Annotated in this window: 23 protein-coding genes; 13 read left to right on the top strand and 10 right to left on the bottom strand. The window is 68.7% G+C overall.

Going from position 1 to position 18,797, the window contains the following annotated elements:
- Nucleotides 1-111 precede the first annotated feature (111 nt).
- Nucleotides 112-534 carry a hypothetical protein gene (locus BZF57_RS06900; protein WP_240505882.1) on the bottom strand — a complete coding sequence of 141 codons (423 nt, stop codon included), beginning with the start codon at nucleotides 532-534 and terminating at the stop codon, nucleotides 112-114.
- Nucleotides 534-710 carry a hypothetical protein gene (locus BZF57_RS06895; protein ID WP_420810173.1) on the bottom strand — a complete coding sequence of 59 codons (177 nt, stop codon included), beginning with the start codon at nucleotides 708-710 and terminating at the stop codon, nucleotides 534-536. Before BZF57_RS06895 ends, BZF57_RS06900 begins: the two co-directional genes overlap by 1 nt.
- Before the next feature lie 166 nt (nucleotides 711-876).
- On the opposite strand from BZF57_RS06895, the gene BZF57_RS06890 reads away from it, so the two are divergent.
- Genes BZF57_RS06890 through BZF57_RS06880 form a run of 3 tightly spaced genes read left to right on the top strand, consistent with a single transcriptional unit; the run spans nucleotide 877 to nucleotide 2,714 of the window.
- Entirely contained in the window at nucleotides 877-1,557 is a 681-nt protein-coding gene (locus tag BZF57_RS06890) for a LexA family transcriptional regulator (protein ID WP_086736135.1), read from the top strand.
- Between the two features lie 11 nt (nucleotides 1,558-1,568).
- Entirely contained in the window at nucleotides 1,569-2,012 is a 444-nt protein-coding gene (locus tag BZF57_RS06885; protein ID WP_338029854.1) for a hypothetical protein, read from the top strand.
- A gap of 60 nt (nucleotides 2,013-2,072) precedes the next feature.
- Nucleotides 2,073-2,714, top strand: coding sequence for an MBL fold metallo-hydrolase (locus tag BZF57_RS06880; RefSeq protein WP_086736133.1), 642 nt, complete (start codon nucleotides 2,073-2,075; stop codon nucleotides 2,712-2,714).
- Between the two features lie 126 nt (nucleotides 2,715-2,840).
- Here the strand turns inward: BZF57_RS06880 and BZF57_RS06875 are convergent, their stop codons facing one another.
- Nucleotides 2,841-3,170 (bottom strand): metalloregulator ArsR/SmtB family transcription factor, encoded by a 330-nt coding sequence (locus BZF57_RS06875; protein ID WP_086736131.1) that lies wholly within the window; start codon nucleotides 3,168-3,170, stop codon nucleotides 2,841-2,843.
- 91 nt (nucleotides 3,171-3,261) lie between these two features.
- Here BZF57_RS06875 and BZF57_RS06870 point away from each other — a divergent pair, with 91 nt between their 5' ends.
- Complete coding sequence (locus BZF57_RS06870; RefSeq protein ID WP_086736128.1) at nucleotides 3,262-4,179, top strand: acyl-CoA desaturase; 918 nt, start codon at nucleotides 3,262-3,264, stop codon at nucleotides 4,177-4,179.
- On the opposite strand, the gene BZF57_RS06865 is transcribed toward BZF57_RS06870, so the two are convergent.
- The gene (locus BZF57_RS06865) at nucleotides 4,176-4,571 is read right to left on the bottom strand and encodes an MAPEG family protein (RefSeq protein WP_086736126.1); all 396 of its coding nucleotides are present in this window, start codon (nucleotides 4,569-4,571) and stop codon (nucleotides 4,176-4,178) included. The two genes, BZF57_RS06870 and BZF57_RS06865, sit on opposite strands and share 4 nt — an antisense overlap.
- A 222-nt stretch (nucleotides 4,572-4,793) precedes the next feature.
- On the opposite strand from BZF57_RS06865, the gene rpmF reads away from it, so the two are divergent.
- The 5 genes from rpmF (at nucleotide 4,794) to BZF57_RS06840 (ending at nucleotide 7,962) form a co-directional block, all read left to right on the top strand.
- Complete coding sequence (gene rpmF / locus BZF57_RS06860; protein WP_086736123.1) at nucleotides 4,794-4,970, top strand: 50S ribosomal protein L32; 177 nt, start codon at nucleotides 4,794-4,796, stop codon at nucleotides 4,968-4,970.
- Nucleotides 4,971-5,008: 38 nt separating this feature from the next.
- Nucleotides 5,009-6,112, top strand: a complete 1,104-nt coding sequence (gene plsX, locus BZF57_RS06855) for a phosphate acyltransferase PlsX (RefSeq protein ID WP_086736120.1) — start codon at nucleotides 5,009-5,011, stop codon at nucleotides 6,110-6,112.
- Nucleotides 6,109-7,071 (top strand): beta-ketoacyl-ACP synthase III, encoded by a 963-nt coding sequence (locus tag BZF57_RS06850; RefSeq protein WP_086736117.1) that lies wholly within the window; start codon nucleotides 6,109-6,111, stop codon nucleotides 7,069-7,071. The genes plsX and BZF57_RS06850 overlap by 4 nt, the downstream gene beginning before the upstream one ends.
- A 140-nt stretch (nucleotides 7,072-7,211) precedes the next feature.
- A complete protein-coding gene (locus BZF57_RS06845; protein WP_017665718.1) occupies nucleotides 7,212-7,511 on the top strand; it encodes an integration host factor subunit alpha in 300 nt (99 codons plus the stop codon).
- A 19-nt stretch (nucleotides 7,512-7,530) separates the two neighbouring features.
- Nucleotides 7,531-7,962 carry a MerR family transcriptional regulator gene (locus BZF57_RS06840; protein ID WP_086736114.1) on the top strand — a complete coding sequence of 144 codons (432 nt, stop codon included), beginning with the start codon at nucleotides 7,531-7,533 and terminating at the stop codon, nucleotides 7,960-7,962.
- 10 nt (nucleotides 7,963-7,972) lie between these two features.
- Here the strand turns inward: BZF57_RS06840 and BZF57_RS06835 are convergent, their stop codons facing one another.
- The 5 genes from BZF57_RS06835 to BZF57_RS06815 form a co-directional block, all read right to left on the bottom strand.
- A complete protein-coding gene (locus tag BZF57_RS06835) occupies nucleotides 7,973-8,755 on the bottom strand; it encodes a nucleotidyltransferase domain-containing protein (protein ID WP_086736112.1) in 783 nt (260 codons plus the stop codon).
- Nucleotides 8,756-8,757: 2 nt separating this feature from the next.
- On the bottom strand, nucleotides 8,758-12,180 hold the full coding sequence (locus tag BZF57_RS06830; RefSeq protein WP_086736110.1) for a chromosome segregation SMC family protein: 3,423 nt from the start codon (nucleotides 12,178-12,180) through the stop codon (nucleotides 8,758-8,760).
- A gap of 31 nt (nucleotides 12,181-12,211) precedes the next feature.
- On the bottom strand, nucleotides 12,212-12,961 hold the full coding sequence (locus BZF57_RS06825) for a thioredoxin domain-containing protein (protein ID WP_086736108.1): 750 nt from the start codon (nucleotides 12,959-12,961) through the stop codon (nucleotides 12,212-12,214).
- A gap of 107 nt (nucleotides 12,962-13,068) precedes the next feature.
- Nucleotides 13,069-13,851 (bottom strand): DsbA family protein, encoded by a 783-nt coding sequence (locus tag BZF57_RS06820; protein ID WP_086736105.1) that lies wholly within the window; start codon nucleotides 13,849-13,851, stop codon nucleotides 13,069-13,071.
- The gene (locus BZF57_RS06815; protein ID WP_240505881.1) at nucleotides 13,848-14,387 is read right to left on the bottom strand and encodes a DUF721 domain-containing protein; all 540 of its coding nucleotides are present in this window, start codon (nucleotides 14,385-14,387) and stop codon (nucleotides 13,848-13,850) included. Before BZF57_RS06815 ends, BZF57_RS06820 begins: the two co-directional genes overlap by 4 nt.
- A 29-nt stretch (nucleotides 14,388-14,416) precedes the next feature.
- Here BZF57_RS06815 and BZF57_RS06810 point away from each other — a divergent pair, with 29 nt between their 5' ends.
- Nucleotides 14,417-15,460, top strand: coding sequence for an A/G-specific adenine glycosylase (locus BZF57_RS06810; RefSeq protein WP_086736100.1), 1,044 nt, complete (start codon nucleotides 14,417-14,419; stop codon nucleotides 15,458-15,460).
- Here the strand turns inward: BZF57_RS06810 and BZF57_RS06805 are convergent.
- Complete coding sequence (locus BZF57_RS06805) at nucleotides 15,457-15,678, bottom strand: hypothetical protein (protein ID WP_086736098.1); 222 nt, start codon at nucleotides 15,676-15,678, stop codon at nucleotides 15,457-15,459. The genes BZF57_RS06810 and BZF57_RS06805 overlap by 4 nt on opposite strands.
- A gap of 114 nt (nucleotides 15,679-15,792) precedes the next feature.
- Between BZF57_RS06805 and BZF57_RS06800 the strand changes: the two genes are divergently transcribed.
- Genes BZF57_RS06800 through BZF57_RS06790 form a run of 3 tightly spaced genes read left to right on the top strand, consistent with a single transcriptional unit; the run spans nucleotide 15,793 to nucleotide 18,694 of the window.
- On the top strand, nucleotides 15,793-17,115 hold the full coding sequence (locus BZF57_RS06800; RefSeq protein ID WP_086736096.1) for a serine hydrolase domain-containing protein: 1,323 nt from the start codon (nucleotides 15,793-15,795) through the stop codon (nucleotides 17,113-17,115).
- Nucleotides 17,115-18,008 (top strand): NAD(+) diphosphatase, encoded by an 894-nt coding sequence (nudC, locus tag BZF57_RS06795; protein ID WP_206073218.1) that lies wholly within the window; start codon nucleotides 17,115-17,117, stop codon nucleotides 18,006-18,008. Before BZF57_RS06800 ends, nudC begins: the two co-directional genes overlap by 1 nt.
- Nucleotides 18,005-18,694, top strand: coding sequence for a DsbA family oxidoreductase (locus tag BZF57_RS06790; RefSeq protein WP_086736093.1), 690 nt, complete (start codon nucleotides 18,005-18,007; stop codon nucleotides 18,692-18,694). The genes nudC and BZF57_RS06790 overlap by 4 nt, the downstream gene beginning before the upstream one ends.
- Nucleotides 18,695-18,797 lie beyond the last annotated feature (103 nt).

The following is an 18,797-nucleotide window of genomic DNA, read 5'->3' as shown; positions in this document are numbered from 1 at the left end:
TCCGGCACTTGCCGGGCCTAGTCGCAGCGGGGTGGTGCCTGTTTCCGGGCGCAGCGCTTCGCGCCGCGCAACCACCCCCAGCCCCCTCCTTTGAAAAGGAGGGGGCTCCTTCTACCCCTCCTCCAGCAGCAGCAGCACCGCAGTCACCTCGAGCCGCTCCATCGCGCCGAAGCGGTGGTCGACCTTGGCGATGGTCGCGTCGGCGACGAGCTGGCCGGGGAGGGTGAATTCGTGGTCGGGCAGCTGCTCGATCAGCTCCTCGCCCGCCGCGACCGCTTCGGGGCCGCAGAATTCCATCACCACCTCGTGGCGCGTGCCCGAGAAGGTGATCGAGGCCCAGCACTTCTCCTCGTGCGACAGAACCGTGCCATCGCCGCCGGTGATCAGCAGCAGCGCGGCACGCACCCGGTCGGCGAGCGTCCGGCGCGGGCGCTGGAAGCGGGTGAGGCCGAGCAGCGGCGCGGACTTCACCTCGATCTGGTCGAACCCGGCGTTGAGGTGGGCGTAAGGGTCGCGGAAACTTTCGGTCAGCATCAGGCCATCTCCCCGGCTTTGGCATGGGTCTCTTCGGCTGCGGCCCCGGCGCTGTAGCCCTGCATCCAAGCCCGCGTGCGCAGTTCGGTGTCGCGGCGCGGGGTGCGGCCCAGACGCAGGTCGAGCACGAAGCGCGGATCGTGGGCGGCGAGCCGCCCGAACCTGGTGGCGGGCATGGCATGCGCCCTGAGGAATGTTTCGATGGACCGAAGCAGCATGGTTTTGCGTCCCTGTTGGTTGCTGATTGGGGCGAGTCGCACCGGACGAATCGCCCGATGTTCCTGATTTGTTTCACTACATTTCCTACTTGTCTAGGAAAAATCCTTCACGTAGGATGATTGCATGTCGGAAAACCCTCTCCCGCTCCGTGAAACCCCCGATGGACCGCGCGCGCGGTTGCTTGCGCTGGCGCAGGCAAGAGGGGTGAGCCTCGCCGCGTTATCCGAGTTGCTCGGGCGTAATCCGTCCTATCTCCAGCAATTCATTCGCAAAGGTAGTCCGCGTAAGCTCGAGGAGCAGGACCGCGCGACGCTCGCCCGTTTTCTCGGTGTGGGCGAGGAGGAGCTGCGCGAGCCGCAGGAAAATTCCTATGTGAAACCACCTAGGCGGCGGAACGAGGGCGAGTGGGTCGAGGTGCCCCGGCTCGATATCGGCGCGGCTGCCGGGGCAGGGCGGGTGCCGGGCGGCGAGGCGGCCTTCGACGCCTTCCGCTTTTCGCGCCGCTGGCTCGAGGAACAGGGCCTCGGCCGCGCGCAGCTTTCCGCAATTCGCGTGGAGGGGGATTCGATGGAGCCGCTCCTCAACGACGGCGACGAAATCCTCGTCGACCGCGCCCCGCGCGCCTTCCGCGACGGCATCCACGTCGTCCGCCTCGGCGACACGCTGATGGTGAAGCGCGTCGCGAGCGCCGGGCCGGGGCGGGTGGCGCTGTTGTCGCAGAACTTCGCCTACCCGCCGGTCGAGGTCGCGGCCGAGGAGGTCGAGATCATCGGGCGGGTTGTGTGGAAGGGGGGGCGGGTCTAGCAGCGTCGGCCATGACCGGTCTCGTCAGCGACATCGCCATGGCCGACCACGCCAAACAGGTGCAGGCGGCGCGTTTGCCCAAAGCCGAATGGACCCATGAAGGCCATTTCGCCTACGCCCTCTGGTGCCTGCGCCATGCGCCCGACAGCGCGACGCCGGAGGCGATGCGCGAGACCATCATGGCGCTCAACGATGCGCACGGAACGCCCAACACCGATAGCGCGGGCTACCACCACACCATCACCATCGCCTCGCTCCACGCCGCACGGCTGGTGCTTGAGGCGCGTCCTGGCGCGCCGCTCGGCGACATCCTTGCGGCGCTGATGGCGGGACGGTTTGGGCGTTCGGACTGGATCCTCGATCACTGGTCGCGCGAGGTGCTGTTCAGCCCCGCAGCGCGGCGCGACTGGATAGCGCCCGACCGCGCCCCACTCCCCACCGCGCACTTTGGGTGATTGCATTTGGCCCGAGCGGGCGGCATTTGCGTGAGCATGACCGACCAGCCCCAACTCCCCATGCGCGCCGCGATCATTCCGGTGACGCCGCTCCAGCAGAACTGTTCGCTCATCTGGTGCACGAAGACGATGAAGGGCGCGCTGGTCGATCCGGGCGGGGATCTGGACAAGCTCAAGGAAGGCGTTGCCAAGGCGGGCGTCACGCTCGAAAAGTTGCTCGTCACCCACGGGCACCTCGACCATTGCGGGCAGACGGGGATGCTGGCCGAGGAGCTGGGTCTGCCCATCGAAGGCCCGCACGAGGATGACCGCTTCTGGATCGACCAATTGGACGATGATGGCCCGCGCTGGGGGATGGTGGCCAAGAGCTTCACGCCCACCCGCTGGCTCAAGCACGGCGACACGGTGAGCGTGGGCGAACTCACCCTCGATGTGATCCACTGCCCCGGCCACACGCCCGGCCACGTGGTGTTCTTCCACGAGCCCAGCCGCTTCGCCATCGTCGGCGACGTGCTGTTCCAGGGCTCGATCGGCCGCACGGACTTCCCGCGCGGCAACCATCAGGATCTGATCGACTCCATAACCCAGCGCCTCTGGCCGCTTGGCGAGGACGTGATGTTCATCCCTGGCCACGGCCCGACCAGCACCTTCGGCCGCGAGCGCAAGACCAATGCGTTCGTGAGCGATTATATGTTGTCTTGATTGCGAAGGCGCCTCCGCGCCTTCGTCCTCGGTGTTGTTCCCTCCGCTTCGCTGCGGGGCACCTGCGGCTCGCGCCGTGCGCTCGCGGCCCGTCCTTTGGCGGGCCGATGCCAACGCTAGCGGCGATCAGTTCTCGCCCTCGCCGCCGCCCTTCGCCGCTTCGCTCAGCGCCTTGCTTTCCTTCTTGAGCGGGCGCGAGACCGGGCAGACTTCCTGCACATAGGAATTGAGCGTGTTCGCGAGGTTCTCGCGCACCAGCCGGTAGTGCACGAACTGGCCGCGCTTCTCGCTCTCCACCAGCCCCGCGTTCTCGAGCACCGAGAGATGCTGCGAGACAGCGGGCTTCGAGATGTCGAACCGCTCGGCGATCTGGCCCGCGGTCAGCTCGGATTCCGAGAGATAGGCAAGGATCTTCCGGCGGACGGTGGAGGCGAGGGCTTCGAACACTTTCTGCATGGGCCAAGCGTATAAGGGCTTGCTTAAATGCTTTCCAGTGCTAGTCATCAATTAAGTGATACGTTAATTATCTACGCAATGGAGAGCGGTCATGGGGCAGGCAGAAGCGCGGGACCGGTGCGAGGTGAACTGGATCGTCGACACGCCCGGGGCCGATCCGATCAGCGGGCGCGTGCGCTGGGATGCAGGGCACAGCTTGTGGAACGGCGGGATGTTGCTCGGCGCTCTGGGGCTGACGCCGTTCTTCACCACACCGGCCGCCGTCATCGTTGGGATCGGCCTGACGGGCGCGATGCTGTTGCTCGGCCATTCGGTCGGCTTTCACCGCCTGCTGATCCACGGCAGCTTCCGCACGACGCCGGAATGGCGCGCCTTTCTGGTCTGGTGCGGCACCGTGGCGGGGATGAGCGGGCCGCTGTGGATCGTGCGCACCCACGACCTGCGCGACTGGGCGCAGCGCCAGCCGCTGTGTCACGATTATCTCGCCCATCGCCGCCCCATGCTGGTCGACGCGTGGTGGCAGCTTCACTGCCGGCTCGATCTCGACCATCCGCCGCGCTTCGATCTGGCGCGGCTCGAGGCCGATCCTTTCATCCGCTGGCTCGAGAAGACCTGGATGCTCCAGCAGCTGCCGGTGGCAGGCGTGCTCTATCTCATGGGCGGCTGGCCCTTCGTGGTGTGGGGCGTCTTCGTGCGCGTCGCGCTGACGGTCCACGGACATTGGCTGGTCGGCCATCTGGCCCACCGCCGCGGACCGCAGAGCTGGCAGGTCGCCGATGCCGGGGTGCAGGCGCATGACGTGCCCTGGGCGGGCCTGTTGACCATGGGCGAGGCCTGGCACAACAATCACCATGCCTATCCGGGCAGCGCGCGGATCGGCCTTCATGCGGGCCAGAGCGACTGGGGCTACCGCTTCATCGCCCTTCTCGAGAGGGCGGGGCTCGCCTGGGACATTTGCCTCCCCTCGGACATGCCCGAGCGGGCGGGCAAGCTGGTCAAGGTTGCCTAGAGCACCTTGGCGGCGATCAGCACCGCGACCACCGCAAGGCCCAGCTGCACCAGCATGGTGACGGCGGTGCCGATGGTCCGGCCCATGCCCCACTTGCCCCCGTCCATGCCGAAGCCGTGCGCCACGCGGGCGAGGAAATAGGCCGCTGCGACATAGGCCAGCCACCAGCTGCCCTTGCCGGCGAGCTCGATCGCGGCGACCAGTATCAGCACGAAGGCGGTGTTCTCGACATAGTTGAGCTGCGCGCGCATCCGGCGCTGGAGGCTCTCCTTGCCACCGTCGCCGACGCTGATCTGGAGCGCGTTGCGCAGCGCGCCGATGCGCAGTCCCAGCCAGATGTTGAGCACGGCAGCCGCCGCCGCGGCGGCGAGCGTCACAGGAAGCACGGTCATGGTATGAGATCCCCTCGCGATTGTGACGCATAGCTAGGCGGGGCGGACGCTGCTTGCAACGCGCGAATTTTCCGCTATAGCGCGCGCCTTCCCGCCGCTGCTGGCCAAGGAAAGCGCGCAAGTCTCGTGCTTGTGTGCGCACTCTCCTTGCCGTAAGGGCGGCCATCGAGAATCACAGCGCCCCCGGCGCGCACGTTGTTTATTTGAGGAAATGGTGCCGCCATGGCTGTCCCCAAGAGAAAAGTATCGCCTTCCCGTCGTGGCATGCGTCGTTCGCACGATGCGCTGAAGGTCGAAGCCTTCCACGAATGCCCGAACTGCGGCGAGCTCAAGCGCCCGCACAACATCTGCGGCCACTGCGGCCACTATAACGGGCGTCAGGTCGTCGCTGTCGGCTAAGTGCCGCTGGCTCACACCATAGACCGGAGATCTGCACGATGAACCTCCCGCGTATCGCTGTCGATGCGATGGGCGGCGATGAAGGCGTGCGCGTCATGGTCGAAGGCGCGGCGCTCGCCCGCCGCCAGCACGAGAAGTTCAAGTTCCTGCTGGTGGGTGACAGCGCGCGCATCGAGGCCGCGCTCGACAATCACCCGAACCTGCGCGCGGCCTCCGAAATCCTCCATTGCGACGATGTGGTGGGCGGTGACGAGCTGCCGAGCAAGGCGATCCGCCGCGCCAAGACCACCTCGATGGGCCTTGCGGTCAACGCGGTGAAGACCGGCGAGGCCGGTGCCGCGGTGAGCGCGGGCAACACCGGCGCGCTGATGGCGATGAGTAAGCTCGCGCTGCGCACTATGCCGGGGATCGATCGCCCCGCGCTCGCGGCGATCATGCCGACGCTGCAATCGCACGACGTGGTGATGCTCGATCTCGGCGCCAACACCGAGGCGGACGCGAGGAACCTCGTCCAATACGCCGTCATGGGCGCGGCCTATTCGCGGATCGTCAACGGCTTCGACAAGCCGGTCGTCCGCCTGCTCAACATCGGCACCGAAGAGATCAAGGGCACAGAAGAGCTGCGCGATGCCGCCGCGATGCTGACCGCCGCTTCGGCTGGCGGCGGGCTGGCGCTGCAGTTCGACGGCTTCGTCGAGAGCGACAAGATCAACCGCGGGGAGACCCATGTGGTCGTGACCGACGGTTTCTCGGGCAATATCGCGCTGAAGGCGATCGAAGGCTCGGCGCGCTTCGTGACCGATCTGCTGCGCCAGGCCTTCACCTCCTCGCTGCGTTCCAAGATCGGCTTCTTGGTCTCGCGCCCGGCGACCGAACTGCTGAAGCACCACCTCGATCCCAACAACCACAATGGCGCGGTGTTCCTCGGCCTCAACGGTGTGGTTGTGAAGAGCCACGGCAGCGCGACCGCCAAGGGCGTGGCCCATGCCGTCGCCGTGACCGCGCGCCTGCTCGAGAACAAGCTCACCGAGCGGATCGCGCAGGACCTTGCCCAGCTGGGCGAGGATACGCTGCGCAAGAACGTCCGCAGCGCCGCCACCGCCGCGCCGCAGCCTGCGGGCGACAGCGAGGCGACTGCGTGAGCGGTTCGCGGGTGCTCGGCACCGGTTCGGCCCTGCCGCGCCGGATCGTGACCAACGCCGAACTGGCGGAGCAGGTCGACACCTCGGACGAGTGGATCACCGCGCGCACCGGCATCCGCCAGCGCCACATTGCCTCTGACGACGAGACCACCGCGACCCTCGCCACCGCCGCCGCGCGCGCCGCGCTCGAGGATGCCGGGATCGCGGCCGACAGCATCGGGCTGATCGTCCTCGCCACCGCCACGCCCGACAACACCTTCCCCGCCACCGCCACCAAGGTGCAGGCCGCGCTGGGCTGCACGGGCGGGATCGCCTTCGATGTCGCCGCGGTGTGCTCGGGCTTCCTCTATGCGCTCGCCACGGCCGATTCGCTGCTGCGCACCGGCATGGCGAAACGCGCGCTGGTGATCGGGGCCGAGACCTTCAGCCGCATCCTCGACTGGGAGGACCGCACCACCTGCGTCCTGTTCGGCGACGGGGCGGGAGCGGTGGTGCTGGAGGCCGGCACGGGCGACGAGACGCAGGGCATCCTCGGCACAAAGCTCCACGCCGACGGCAACCAGCACGATCTGCTTTATGTCGATGGCGGGCCTTCGACCACGCAGACCGTCGGCCATGTGCGCATGCGCGGGCAGGAAGTGTTCCGCCACGCGGTGGTGAACCTGTCCGATGTGCTCAAGGAAGTGCTTGAAGATACAGGGACAAGCGCCGACCAGCTCGACTGGGTCGTGCCGCACCAGGCCAATGCGCGGATCCTCGATGCGACCGCGAGGAAGCTCGGCATCGCGCCCGAGAAGGTGATCGTCACCGTCGATCGCCACGCCAACACCTCGGCCGCCTCGGTGCCGCTTGCGCTCGATGTCGCGCGCAAGGACGGGCGGATCAAACCGGGCGATCTGGTGATGCTCGAAGCGATGGGCGGCGGCTTCACCTGGGGTGCAAGCCTGATCCGGATGTGAGCGGAGCGGGGCAGCACCTGTCTCTTTTGCTAACACAAGTGCGGAAATCACCACAAACCGCACAGCATCGCTTTGCAATCGTGCCGAAAAATCGTAAGCCGTAGTCCTTCTTTCGGGTCGCGCCGCGAAGGAGAATTCGCATGATGCGTTCTGTTGGCACTTTGACCCGCGCCGATCTGGCAGAAACCATCAACCGCAAGATGGGCTTCAGCCGCGCGGAATCGCTCGATCTGGTCGAGGCGATCCTCGCCAAGATGAGCGACGCGCTCGCCAAGGGTGAGAACGTCAAGATTTCGGGCTTCGGCAGCTTCGTGCTGCGCGACAAGAATGAACGGATCGGCCGCAATCCCAAGACCGGGATCGAAGTGCCGATCACCCCCCGCCGGGTGATGACCTTCCGGGCCAGCCAGCTGCTCAAGGAACGTATCGCCAAGGGCTGATGCAATGAGGTGAGGCTAGATGACCGCATTCGATGACGGCAAGGACGAGGGCGCGCTGCGCACCATCGGCGAAGTCAGCGAGGCGCTGGGCATCCGGCCTCACGTACTGCGCTACTGGGAAGCGCAGTTCCCGCTGCTCAAGCCGCTGAAGCGCAGCGGCGGGCGGCGCTATTACCGCCCCGGCGATGTCGAGCTGGTCCAGACGATCGACCGGCTGGTGAACCGCGAGGGCTATACCCTCAAGGGTGCCGAGGCCGTGCTGCGCGCCGCCGCCAAGTCCCCCCTCGACCGCCGCAAGGACGACCGCCGCTCGGGCGACCGCAGGGTCGATGCCGAAACGGGTGAAGGCCCGGGTGTGCGGCTGATGGTCAGCGAAGGCCCGGACATGGCCGAAGTGATCGCGGGGCTGAAAGCCGTGCGCGCAAGGCTTGCGGCGGCGCTGGAGGCCTAGGCTCGCCGCCTCACACTCCGAGCAGATCGAAGAACAGCGCCTGTGCCTCGGCAGCAAAGTCGGAGCTGGCGGCACGCTCCCGCACCTCGCCTGCGCGGCCCAATTCGTCGGCAATCAGCGCTTCGATGTCAGGTGAACGATCCGAGGGCGCGGCTTCCTTGCTCTCGGCCTTGATCGCCACGAGCGCCTCGATCTGCTCGGCGAGCGGCGCCGGAAGGTCGGTCACTGCCATCAGATCCTGAAGCCGCATCGGCGGCCGAACCGCAGGGTTGATCCGCAACGCCCGCACATTCAGAGCCGGACGCAAGGCGTAGAAATAGCGCTTCACCGAGGGCGACCCGCCGTCCTCGAGCCAACGCTTCACCGCCCCCGCGCCAAGGCTCGCATAATGCCGCGCGTAGCCTGCCGGATCGAAGTGGCGGTCGGCCAGATCGGCCAGCCGGGCGATGCTGGGATCATCCTGCTGATACCGGATCGGCGAATTGATCCACTCTCCCACAACCGCATTGTGTTTGAGCAGCAGGCCAAGCGCTTTGCGGATATCCCAGCCGTTCACATCGAACAGATCGAGGATCGGGCGCTCGACGACGTCGCGCGGAGGCTTGAGCGCGATGTAATCGCGCAAGGGCCGGACATAGATGAAGCGCGCGTCATAGTCGCTGTCGGGCGAGGGAAAGCCCCAGGCGCGCGATCCGGATTCCACCGCCATCAGGATGCGGATGCCGTCTTCCTCGCTGACGCGTTTCAGGCGGCGCTCGATCTCGGCGCGGGCCTCGGGTTCTATCTCGGACATGCCTACTCCGCCGCCAGCAGCGCGGCCTCGCCCAGATCGACGCTGACGAGGCGCGATACGCCCTTTTCCGCCATCGTCACCCCGAACAGACGGTGCATCCGGCTCATCGTCACGGCGTTGTGGGTCACGATCAGGTAGCGGGTGGTGGTGGTGCGGACCATCGATTCGAGCAGGTCGCAAAAGCGCTCGACATTGGCATCGTCGAGCGGCGCGTCGACTTCGTCGAGCACGCAGATCGGCGCGGGGTTGGTGAGGAACAGCGCGAAGATCAGCGCGGTCGCCGTCAGCGCCTGCTCGCCGCCCGACAGCAGCGACAAGGATTGCAGCCGCTTGCCCGGCGGCTGGGCGTAGATTTCGAGGCCTGCCTCCAGCGGATCGTCCGAATCGACCAGCGCCAAGTGTGCCTGCCCGCCTTCGAAGAGCCGCGTGAACAGCACGCGGAAGTGGCCGTCGACCGCCTCGAAGGCCGCGCGCAGCCGCTCGCGGCCCTCGCGGTTGAGGTTCCCGATCGAACCGCGCAGGCGGGCGATGGCCTCGACCAGTTCGGCCTGCTCTTCGGCACTCGAGCCATGCTCGGCTTCGATCCGCGACAACTCGTCGGCGGCGACGAGGTTGACCGGGCCGATGCGTTCGCGCGCGGCCGTGAGTTTCTCCAGCTCGACGGATTCGTCGGCGGCGGGGGCGAGGTCGTTCTCGTCGAAGCCGAAGCGTTCGCCCAGCAGGGGCGGGGGGCACTGGAAGCGCTCGCCCGAGATGCGGGCCATTTCGGCACGGCGCAGTTCCTCGTTCTCGGCCCGCGCGGCGAGGCTGGCGCGACTTTCGCGGGCCTGCGCGAGCACTTCGGTGACCGCGGCGAGCGCGGCATCGGCGGCGCGCTGGCGGGTGTCGGCCTCGCGCATCACGGCATCGGCCTTGGCGAGTTCCTCGGCAAGCCGCGTGCGGGTCGCCTCGCCCGCCTCGATCTCGGCGGTGAGCGCGGCGGGCTTGGCGGCGTGGACAGCGTGCTCCTCGGCGATTTCGGCGAGGCGGCGGGTGGTCTCGGCCATGCGCCGCTCGGCATCGGAGGAGCGCGCCTGCCATCCGGCGTGGTCGGCCTGCTGCCCGGCGAGCCGCTCGCGCGCCACTGCGAGCGCCTGATCCTGCGCGGCGAGGTCGGCGAGGGCGGCCTGCACCGCGGCGCGGGCGGCGGCGTTCTTCCCCTGCGCGGCTTCGAGCGCGGCGCGTCCGGCATCGCGGGCGGGCAGCTTCTCGCGCGCGGCCTTGGCGGTGGCGACTTCGCCCTGAGCCGCCGCGATCTGCGTGTCGATGTCGGACGCGCTGGCGGCGAGTTCGGCGAGACGCGCGGCGAGGCGTTCCTTCGCGGCTTCGGCCTGGTCGAGCCGGCGCAGCGCCTGCCGCTCGGCCTCGATCGCGCCCGCGATGCTGCGTTCCTGCGCGACGAGGCCGGTCTGGAGCGCGGAGAGTTCCTCGCGCACCGCCTTGTCCTCGGCTTCGGCCCGCGCCGCGGCTTCGCGCAAGGGGGGAAGGGCGGCTTCGAGTTCGGCAAAACGGTTGGCAGCTTCGAGCTGGGCGGCCTCGGCAGCGCCCTCGCCGCGGGCGACGAAGCCGTCCCAGCGGCGCAAGTGCCCGGCGCGGGTGACGAGCCATTCGCCCGGCGCGAGCGCGCGGCCATCATCCTCGTCAACGCAATGCACCAGCGCGAGGCGGGCGGCGAGTTCATCGGGGCATTGCGAGAGGCGCCCCGCAAGGCTGTCGGCGACCGGCTTGGGCGCCGCAGCCCCCGTCCAGAAGCGGCCGTCGGGCGTTCCGGCGGGTGCGCCCAGCGGCGACTTCCCGTCGCGCCCCAGCACGGCGGCGATCGCGCGTTCGTATCCGGGGGAGACGGTGACGCGGTCGAGCGGGGTCGCCATGCCCTGCCGCCCCGCCTCGCGCTTGGCACGGGCCTCACGGTCACGGGCGAGCGCGGTGTGCTCGCGCTCGACCCCGGCGAGTTCGGCGCGCGCGGCGGCGAGGGTGGTGGCGGCTTCGTCACGCGCGGTCTGGAGTTCGCCCTTGCGGGCCTGATCTTCGGCAAGCTTCGTGCGAAGGCGGGCGAGGTTGTCGGCCGCTTCGTCCGCCGCCTCGCGCGCGGCGATGACGTCGGCCTCGGGATCGCCGGCGCTCTGCAATTCGGCGCGGGTGCGGGCGATGCGGGCGGCTTCGCCCTCGATCCGGGCGAGGCGCGCTTCGGCCTGTTCGACGGCAGCTTCGGCGACGCGCCATTCGGCCTCGACCCCCGCCTGATCGGCGGTGGCCTTGGCGAGCGCGAGTTCGGCGGCGCGGCTGGCGCGTTCCTTGTCCTCGGCCTGTTCGGCGATGCGCGGGCGCGCGGCTTCGGCTGCGGCGAGGGCTTCGCGGCTCGCCGCCAGCTCTTGGGTCAGCCGTGCCAGCGCCTCGACCGCGGCGTTGGTGAGGCGGTCGGCGTCCGAGCGGTCCTCCTCCAGCCGCTTCTGCTGGCGGGCGAGATCGGCGAGGCGGGTTTCGGCGGCTTCGAGCTTTTCCGCGAGCGCTGCCATGCGATGCCCGTGGGCGCTGGCATCGTCGCGCCGGTCGGCAAGCTCGTCGCGCGCATCGGCGAGGGCCTGCGCGGCGGCGGCCTGTTCCTTCTGGGCGACCTCGACCCGGCCCTGCGCCTCGGCGACCTGCGCGCTCGCTTCCTCGGCGGCGGCGCGCGCGGCCTTGGCGGCGGCAGCGGCCTCGCGCCAGCGGGCGAAAAGCAGGCGCGCTTCGGCGGCCTGGATGCGGTTGGTGAGCTCGGTATAGCGCTCGGCCTGCTTGGCCTGCCGCTTGAGGCTGGCGATCTGCGCGTCGAGCCCCGCCATCAGATCCTCGAGCCGCGCGAGGTTGGCTTCGGCCGCGCGAAGCTTGCTCTCGGCATGCTTGCGCCGGACGTGGAGCCCGGCGATCCCCGCGGCCTCTTCCAGCATCGCCCGGCGCTCGGCCGGACGGGCGGCGATGACCTGCGCGATCTTGCCCTGGCTGACGAGGGCGGGGGAGTGCGCGCCGGTCGCCGCATCGGCGAAGGTCAGCGCCACGTCCTTGGCGCGCACGTCGCGCCCGTTGACGCGGTAGGCGCTGCCCGCCCCGCGCTCGATCCGGCGGGTGACGATCAGCTCGTCGCCGCGGTCATCCTCGGCATGGAGCACGACTTCGGCGAAATCGCGCGGCGGGCGGCTGGAGGTGCCCGCGAAGATCACGTCCTCCATTCCGCCCGACCGCATCGACTTGGCCGAGGTCTCCCCCATGACCCAGCGGATCGCTTCGAGAAGGTTGGATTTGCCGCAGCCGTTGGGGCCGACGACGCCGGTCAGCCCGGGCTCGATGCGCAGTTCCGCCGGCTCGACGAAGCTCTTGAACCCGCTGAGCTTGAGCCGGTGGATCTGCATCGGACTGCCGGAGCGCCCCCGCCCGCGTGCCTCAGCGCGCGCCGGCGCGCTGGAGCTGGGGCTCGATCACGCTCCACGCGGTCCCCTCGAGGCGCTTGCCGTTGAGGAAGAAGGTGGGGGTGCCGGAGACCTTGTCCTTGGTGTTGTTGGCCTCGACCTGCTTGACCAGCGCCTCGATCTTGGCGGCGTCCGACAGGCAGGTGCGCGCCTGATCGGCGCTGAGGCCGCGGGCGGCGAAGAAGTCGATCAGGCCGGTCGCCTGCGCGATCGCGACGAAGCGCTGGTTGATCGGCAGCTGGCCCGCCGCTTCGACCGCCTGCGGATTGCCCTGGAGGCCCTGGAACACCGCCGGCAGGTTCGCCCAGACCTGTTCGGACAGGGGCTGGAACTGCTCCTTGGCGCCACACTGGGTCAGCCCGGCGAGCACCACGTCGAAGGGATTGAGGAAGGTTTCGCGCTGTTCGAAGGCGACGATGCCCTTCTCGACATACTTGTCCTTGAGCGGCTGCTTTCCGGTCTCCGAGAACTCGGCGCAGTGCGAGCAGGTGTGCGAGGCATATTCGACCAGCTTCAGCGGCGCATCGGGGTTGCCGATCATGTAGCCGCCCTCGGGGGTGACGGTGACGGTGTCGGTCCACTTGGTCCCGGCCGGTGCCGCAATCGCGGGCAGGGCCTCGCCGGCGGGCGCGGCGCCATCGCCGGTCGCATCACCGCCGCAGGCAGCGAGCATCAGCGGGGCGAGCGCGATCAGGGGGAGCGAGAGCAGGCGGTTCACGGTCATTGTCGGCGATCCTCGGGTCTTCAAAGGGGGGAAGGATAGAGCCTCACCGTCGCTTGCAGCAAGTTCGGGCAGGGCGGGGGGCTGTGAAGAATGCGAATAACTCGGGCCTAGCGTGTCCCGGCGGGGGCGCCGTCCGCTGGCGCGGCGGCGAATCTGGCCGAGAGCACGGGGTAGAGCGCCTCCCACGCGTGGACATCGGCGAGCAGCTTGCCGTCGAGCGCGAAGCTGGGGGTGCTGTTGACGCCGAATTCGGTCGCGTCCGCCTCGTCATTGGCGAGCAATGCCTTGGCGGCGGCATCGTTCGAGACGCAGGCGTCGAGCTCCGCGCGCGACTGGCCGCGCTGGACGAGCAGATCGGTGAGGCCGAGCGCGCTAGCGGCGTTCATCCGCCCCGCCTTGTCGCCGCGCTGCCAGATCTGCTGCTGGCTCACCGGCGCATTGCGCGCCTTGCCGAGCCACACTGCCTGGTTGAGCATCAGCGTCTGGTGGCGCGCCTTGAACTGCGCCGGATCGCCGCATTGCACCAGCAGGGTCGCGGCCAGATCGATCCCGTTGCGGATCACCGGGCGCACCTCCAGCGTGATCTTGCCCGGCTGGAGCAGCACGATCTCGAGCGGCGGCTCCCCGCGCGCGGCGAAATCGGCGCAGTGCGGACAGGTGTAGCTGATGAACTCGATGAGCTTCGTATCCGCCTCGGGATTGCCGATCACGTAGCCGCGCTGGGTGCGGGCGACGGTGGCGCTCCAGTTGCCGGGGTTTTCCTTGGGGCTGAAGCTGCTGCCGGGCTGGGCGAGGCTCTGCTGGGCCTGCGGCTGGCTCTGCGCGGCCACGGGGCCGATCGCGAACGCCAGTGCGGCGGCAGCAGCGGACAGGAGGAGGGGCTTGATCATGACGGGTCGCCTTCGGAGGGGGGCGCAGTTTCGCTGTTCGAGAGGCTGCGCGCGAGCGATTCGAGCACGGTGCGCAGCTCCGGGTCGCCGATATCGCGCAAGCTGTCGCCCAATTCCAGCGGGATCGGCTTCAGCGACGGCGGCGGCTTGGGCGCGCTCTTGTCCTCCGGCGGCTGAACCGCGCCTTGCCGCAGCTTGACGCGGGCAACCGCGCGGTAGCCGAAGAAGCGGTTCACCCGCTCGATGATCTCCGGGATGACCTGCTCGATCAGCGGGGCATGGGCGGGGACGACCACCAGCTGGAGAATGCCCTCGGCCTTCTCGCCGGGCGGGAAACGGATCGCCTCGGGGCTGCACACGCGGGCGTGCTTGGGGCCGACGATCTCGGGCCAGCGGGTGACGACCGAGCTCTGCACGAAGCCGAAGCGGCGAAAGGCGGTGCGGCCGATTTCGGGCATGAGATCGCCGATGGCGCGCGCACCCTGCCCGCGCGGGCGGGTGTAGGGTTTGGGGGTGGAGGACTTACCGCTTTTCATGGCTCGCCCCGCCATGCCATAGGCGGCGCGTGACTGCCAGCATCTCCGATCACCTGCTCGCGTGGTATGACCGCAACGCGCGCGATCTGCCGTGGCGCCTGCCGCCGGGGAGCGCGCTGCCCGATGATCCGGCGTGGCCCTACCGCGTGTGGCTGTCCGAGGTGATGCTCCAGCAGACCACGGTGGCCGCGGTGAAGCCGTACTTCGCCAAGTTCACCGGGATCTGGCCGACGGTCGAGGCGCTTGCGGCGGCCAGCGACGATGACGTCATGGCGGCATGGGCAGGGCTCGGCTACTATTCGCGCGCCCGCAACCTGTTGAAATGCGCGCGCGCCGTGGCGGAGCGGGGCGGGTTTCCTTCGAACGAGGCGGAACTGCGCGCGCTCCCCGGCCTCGGCGATTACACTGCCGCCGCAGTCGCCGCGATTGCCTTCGGCCAGCGCGCGGTGGTGGTCGATGCCAATGTCGAGCGGGTGGTGGCGCGGCTCTTCGCGATCGAGGAACCGCTGCCCAAGGCGAGAAAGGCGATCCGCGCGGCGGCGGACACGATCACGCCGTACACCCGTGCGGGCGATTTCGCACAGGCGATGATGGACCTGGGCTCCCACGTCTGCACCAGCCGCGCGCCGCGCTGCCTGCTGTGCCCGCTCGCCGAAGCCTGCGCGGGCCGCAAGCAGGGCGAACCCGAGCGTCTGCCGGTCAAGCCGCCCAAGAAGGCCGTCCCCGAGCGGCGCGGGACGGCCTTTTGGCTCACGCGGGGTGAAGGTGCGGAGGTGTGGCTTGTCACCCGTCCCGGCGAGGGGATGCTCGGCGGCATGCGCGCGCTGCCCGACGATGGCTGGACCGCGCGCAAGGATGGCTCGGGTGAAGCCCCGCTTGCGGGAGAATGGCGCACGCTCGGCGCGGTGCGGCACGGGTTCACCCATGCCAGCCTGACGCTGGAAGTCCGCGCGCTCGAAACAGGGCAAGCCCCGCACGGCGAGGGCCAGTGGTGGCCTGTCGCGTCGATTGGAGAGGCGGGCCTCGCTACACTCTTCGCCAAGGCAGCGCAGCTGGCGCAGGCCGAAGCCTAGAACACCCCGCCGCCAAGGCTCAGCCGCACGCCCGCGATCAGCAGGACGACGAGGCAGAAATTGCGCCCCCCGTCCTTCGACGAGAGCGCGCCGAGCACGATCCCGACAACGATCAGCGGCAGGGCAAGCCAGTTGCCCCAGCCGAAGAACGGGATCTGCGAAGGGATGACGATGACGAGGCTGACAAGGCCGACGAGATAGGCAAGCAGATTGAGCATGTGTCTTATATGGATAACTCACCTCGCCATTGCAACAGTCTGCGGGCGATTGACGGGGCCTACGCCCTGCCGCAGACAGTCGCGCAAAAATAGCCTTCCGGAGATTCTGCCCCCATGCCCCTTCACGATCTTGCCGCCGCCCGGCTCTCGCGCCGCTCGCTGATTCGCTCCGGCGCGCTGTTTGCCGGGGGTGCAGCGCTCGGCGGCTTGCCCTTTGGCCGCATGGCCTTCGCCCATGACGTGAGCGAGGACTGGGCCAATATCGCCGCACTGTCGGACAAGTATCTCTCCAGCCGCAAACTGGCGAACCTGTTCCTGACCTTCGGCTGGGGGCAGGAGGATCACGCCCACACCGTCGGCGGCGGCACGCTCGCGCTCGGCAAGCCGGCCGAAGTGGACATGAATTCGCTCTACCGGATCTATTCGATGTCGAAGCCGATCACCGGCATGGCGACGATGATCCTGATCGACGAGGGCAAGCTCGGCCTCGACCAGCCGGTTGCCGAGATCCTGCCCTCGTTCCGCAACATGCGCGTGCTGGTGAACCCCGAAGGCCCGCTCGACGAGACCGTGCCGGCCGACCGGCCAATCACGATCCGCCAGCTGCTGACCCACACGTCGGGCCTCGGCTATCAGATCATCAGCAAGGGGCCGCTGCAGAAGGCCTATGTTGACGCCGGCCTCGTCGGCGCGCCGCTCACCAAGCTGCCGCTGCCGACCATCCCCAAGGTCACCCCCGCGCCGAGCCTTGCCGATTTCGCCGAGCGTCTGGCCGAGCTGCCGCTGATGTATCAGCCTGCCACGAAGTGGAGCTATTCCTGCTCGCTCGACCTGCTCGGCCGGGTGATCGAGGTGGCGAGCGGGATGGAGTTCGAGGCCTTCCTCAAGGCGCGCATCTTCGACCCCTGCGGCATGACCAGCACCTGGTTCCAGGTGCCCGCGAGCGAGGCTGCGCGCCTCACCGACAATTACGGGATCGTCGGCGGCACGCCGTTCCCGCTCGACCCGGCGGCGAGTTCCGCCTTCCTCGATGCGCCCACGGTGAAGAACGGCGGCGGCGGTCTCGTGTCGAGCCCGAAGGACTATGACCGCTTCCTCAGGATGCTGCTCGGCTACGGCACGCTCGACGGCAAGTTCGTGATGAGCGAGGAAGCGGTGCGCGTGGGCACCTCGAACCTCATCCCCGCCACGGTCGACCTCAAGGGCACCTGGATCGAGGGCGAGGGCCACGGCGCGGGCGGGCGTTCCAAGGGCGCGCAGTTCGGCTGGGGCGGGGCGGCAGGCACGCTCGGCGCGGTCGATTTCGACCTCAAGCTGCGCGCGGGCCTGTGGACCCAGTACATGCCGGCCGAGGCCTATCCGATCCGCGACGAATATCTCGCCGCGATGGAAAAGGACCTCGAAGCGATGCGCGCCAAGAAGAAGGCCGCCGCCTGATGCACGGCGCCGCCCCTACGCCCGGCATGGCCTTCGCCGGATCGCCGCTCGACCGGGCCGATCACATCCGGGTGGATGACGAGGCGCTCGCCGGCCTGATGAACTGGCGCGCCAAGGTGCTGCTGATGGACGGACTGCTGCCCGGCGTCGACGACATGGGTGGGCTGGTCTGGGGCTCGCTCGCCGACGTGCCGGAGAATGCCGAGCTGGTGTTCCTCGGCATGATGGACGGCAAGGCCCATTTCGTCCCCGTGCCGGGTGAGGGCGCCGATGGCCCGGCCTATGCCATGCCGCGCGCGTGGCAGCTTATGACCCAGCTCTCGCCGCCCGATCTCGCGATCTACGGCGGGGCGCGCAGCCTTGCCGACTGGCACGCGCGCCACCGCTTCTGCGCGCGCTGCGGTTCGGCGACCAAGCTCGTCAAGGGCGGCTGGCAGCGCCACTGCGACAATTGCGGCGCGGACCACTTCCCGCGCACCGATCCGGTGACGATCATGCTGGTCGAGCACGAGGACAAGCTCCTGCTCGGCCGCCAGCCGCGCTTCCCGCCCAAGATGTATTCCGCGCTCGCGGGCTTCGTCGAACCCGGCGAGACGATCGAGGAAGCAGTCGCGCGCGAGATCCACGAGGAAGCAGGCGTGCGGGTGCGTGATGTCCGCTACATCGCAAGCCAGCCCTGGCCCTTCCCGAGCCAGCTGATGATCGGCTGCACCTCGGTCGCCGACGATCCGACGCTCAACATCGACACCACCGAGCTCGAGGACGCGCGCTGGTTCACCCGCGCCGAGCTGGAAGAGGCACGTGCGGCGGGGGAGAAGGGCACCGACCTGCTCTATTTCCCGCGCCCCTTCGCGATTGCGCATCACCTCGTGTGCTGGTGGCTCGACCGGTGAGCGGGCCGCAGACCCTCACCATCGACATCTACTCCGATGTCATGTGCCCGTGGTGCCTGATCGGCTACGGCCAGCTGACCAAGGCGCTGAAGGAGCTCGAAGGCGAGATCGCAGGCGTGATCCGCTGGCGGCCGTTCGAGCTCAATCCCCAGATGCCGCCCGAGGGCGAGGAGCAGGAAGCGCATCTCCAGCGCAAATACGGCCGCCCGGCGGAAGAGGGCGCGCGCATTCGCGGGCAGATGAAGGCGATTGCCGAGGGGGCAGGCGTCTCGCTTTCTTGGGAAGGCGAGGGCGAGGCCCCGCCCGCGATGATGTGGAACACCCGCGATTGCCACAAGCTGCTCGCCCTCGCGCTGGAGCAGGCGGGGCCGGAGGTGCAGACCGCCTTGAAGCTCGCGCTGTTCCGCGCCCATTTCAACGAGCGGCGCAATCTCGGCGACCGCGCTGTGCTGCTCGACATTGCGGCCTCGGTCGGCCTCCACCGCGAGGCAGCCAAGGCGGCGCTTGACGATCCCGACCTTGAAGCGCGCGTGCTCGCGGAAGAGGCGCAGGCGTGGGACATGAACATCTCGGGCGTGCCTGCAATGATCGTCGACAACAGGTTCCTGATCCCCGGCGCGCAGGCGCCCGAGGTCTATGTGAATGTCCTGCGCCGCGTGGCCGAAAAGGCACGGGCGGCGGGCTGAGGCTCAACGTCACCTCGATCGTCACCCTGAACTTGCTTCAGGGTCCATCACGCCGCGAGCACCGACGACGCTGACGGATTGATGGATGCTGAAACACGTTCAG

It is taken from the genome of Erythrobacter colymbi (assembly GCF_002155685.1).
In the GTDB taxonomy this organism is placed as follows: Bacteria; Pseudomonadota; Alphaproteobacteria; order Sphingomonadales; family Sphingomonadaceae; genus Erythrobacter; species Erythrobacter colymbi.
Note: the sequence above shows the minus strand (reverse complement) of the source record. Positions and strands in the feature narration are given on the sequence as shown.

What these genes read in the sequence shown, in the direction of transcription:
- BZF57_RS06825 (WP_086736108.1), bottom strand. Translation starts at nt 12,961, where the DNA reads ATGACCGTGAACCGCCTGCTCTCGCTCCCCCTGATCGCGCTCGCCCCG.
- BZF57_RS06895 (WP_420810173.1), bottom strand. Translation starts at nt 710, where the DNA reads ATGCCCGCCACCAGGTTCGGGCGGCTCGCCGCCCACGATCCGCGCTTC.
- nudC (WP_206073218.1), top strand. Translation starts at nt 17,115, where the DNA reads ATGCACGGCGCCGCCCCTACGCCCGGCATGGCCTTCGCCGGATCGCCG.
- BZF57_RS06835 (WP_086736112.1), bottom strand. Translation starts at nt 8,755, where the DNA reads ATGTCCGAGATAGAACCCGAGGCCCGCGCCGAGATCGAGCGCCGCCTG.
- rpmF (WP_086736123.1), top strand. Translation starts at nt 4,794, where the DNA reads ATGGCTGTCCCCAAGAGAAAAGTATCGCCTTCCCGTCGTGGCATGCGT.
- BZF57_RS06845 (WP_017665718.1), top strand. Translation starts at nt 7,212, where the DNA reads ATGATGCGTTCTGTTGGCACTTTGACCCGCGCCGATCTGGCAGAAACC.
- BZF57_RS06890 (WP_086736135.1), top strand. Translation starts at nt 877, where the DNA reads ATGTCGGAAAACCCTCTCCCGCTCCGTGAAACCCCCGATGGACCGCGC.
- BZF57_RS06865 (WP_086736126.1), bottom strand. Translation starts at nt 4,571, where the DNA reads ATGACCGTGCTTCCTGTGACGCTCGCCGCCGCGGCGGCGGCTGCCGTG.
- BZF57_RS06805 (WP_086736098.1), bottom strand. Translation starts at nt 15,678, where the DNA reads ATGCTCAATCTGCTTGCCTATCTCGTCGGCCTTGTCAGCCTCGTCATC.
- BZF57_RS06880 (WP_086736133.1), top strand. Translation starts at nt 2,073, where the DNA reads ATGCGCGCCGCGATCATTCCGGTGACGCCGCTCCAGCAGAACTGTTCG.
- BZF57_RS06840 (WP_086736114.1), top strand. Translation starts at nt 7,531, where the DNA reads ATGACCGCATTCGATGACGGCAAGGACGAGGGCGCGCTGCGCACCATC.
- BZF57_RS06885 (WP_338029854.1), top strand. Translation starts at nt 1,569, where the DNA reads ATGACCGGTCTCGTCAGCGACATCGCCATGGCCGACCACGCCAAACAG.
- BZF57_RS06800 (WP_086736096.1), top strand. Translation starts at nt 15,793, where the DNA reads ATGCCCCTTCACGATCTTGCCGCCGCCCGGCTCTCGCGCCGCTCGCTG.
- BZF57_RS06820 (WP_086736105.1), bottom strand. Translation starts at nt 13,851, where the DNA reads ATGATCAAGCCCCTCCTCCTGTCCGCTGCTGCCGCCGCACTGGCGTTC.
- BZF57_RS06870 (WP_086736128.1), top strand. Translation starts at nt 3,262, where the DNA reads ATGGGGCAGGCAGAAGCGCGGGACCGGTGCGAGGTGAACTGGATCGTC.
- BZF57_RS06875 (WP_086736131.1), bottom strand. Translation starts at nt 3,170, where the DNA reads ATGCAGAAAGTGTTCGAAGCCCTCGCCTCCACCGTCCGCCGGAAGATC.
- BZF57_RS06815 (WP_240505881.1), bottom strand. Translation starts at nt 14,387, where the DNA reads ATGAAAAGCGGTAAGTCCTCCACCCCCAAACCCTACACCCGCCCGCGC.
- plsX (WP_086736120.1), top strand. Translation starts at nt 5,009, where the DNA reads ATGAACCTCCCGCGTATCGCTGTCGATGCGATGGGCGGCGATGAAGGC.
- BZF57_RS06830 (WP_086736110.1), bottom strand. Translation starts at nt 12,180, where the DNA reads ATGCAGATCCACCGGCTCAAGCTCAGCGGGTTCAAGAGCTTCGTCGAG.
- BZF57_RS06900 (WP_240505882.1), bottom strand. Translation starts at nt 534, where the DNA reads ATGCTGACCGAAAGTTTCCGCGACCCTTACGCCCACCTCAACGCCGGG.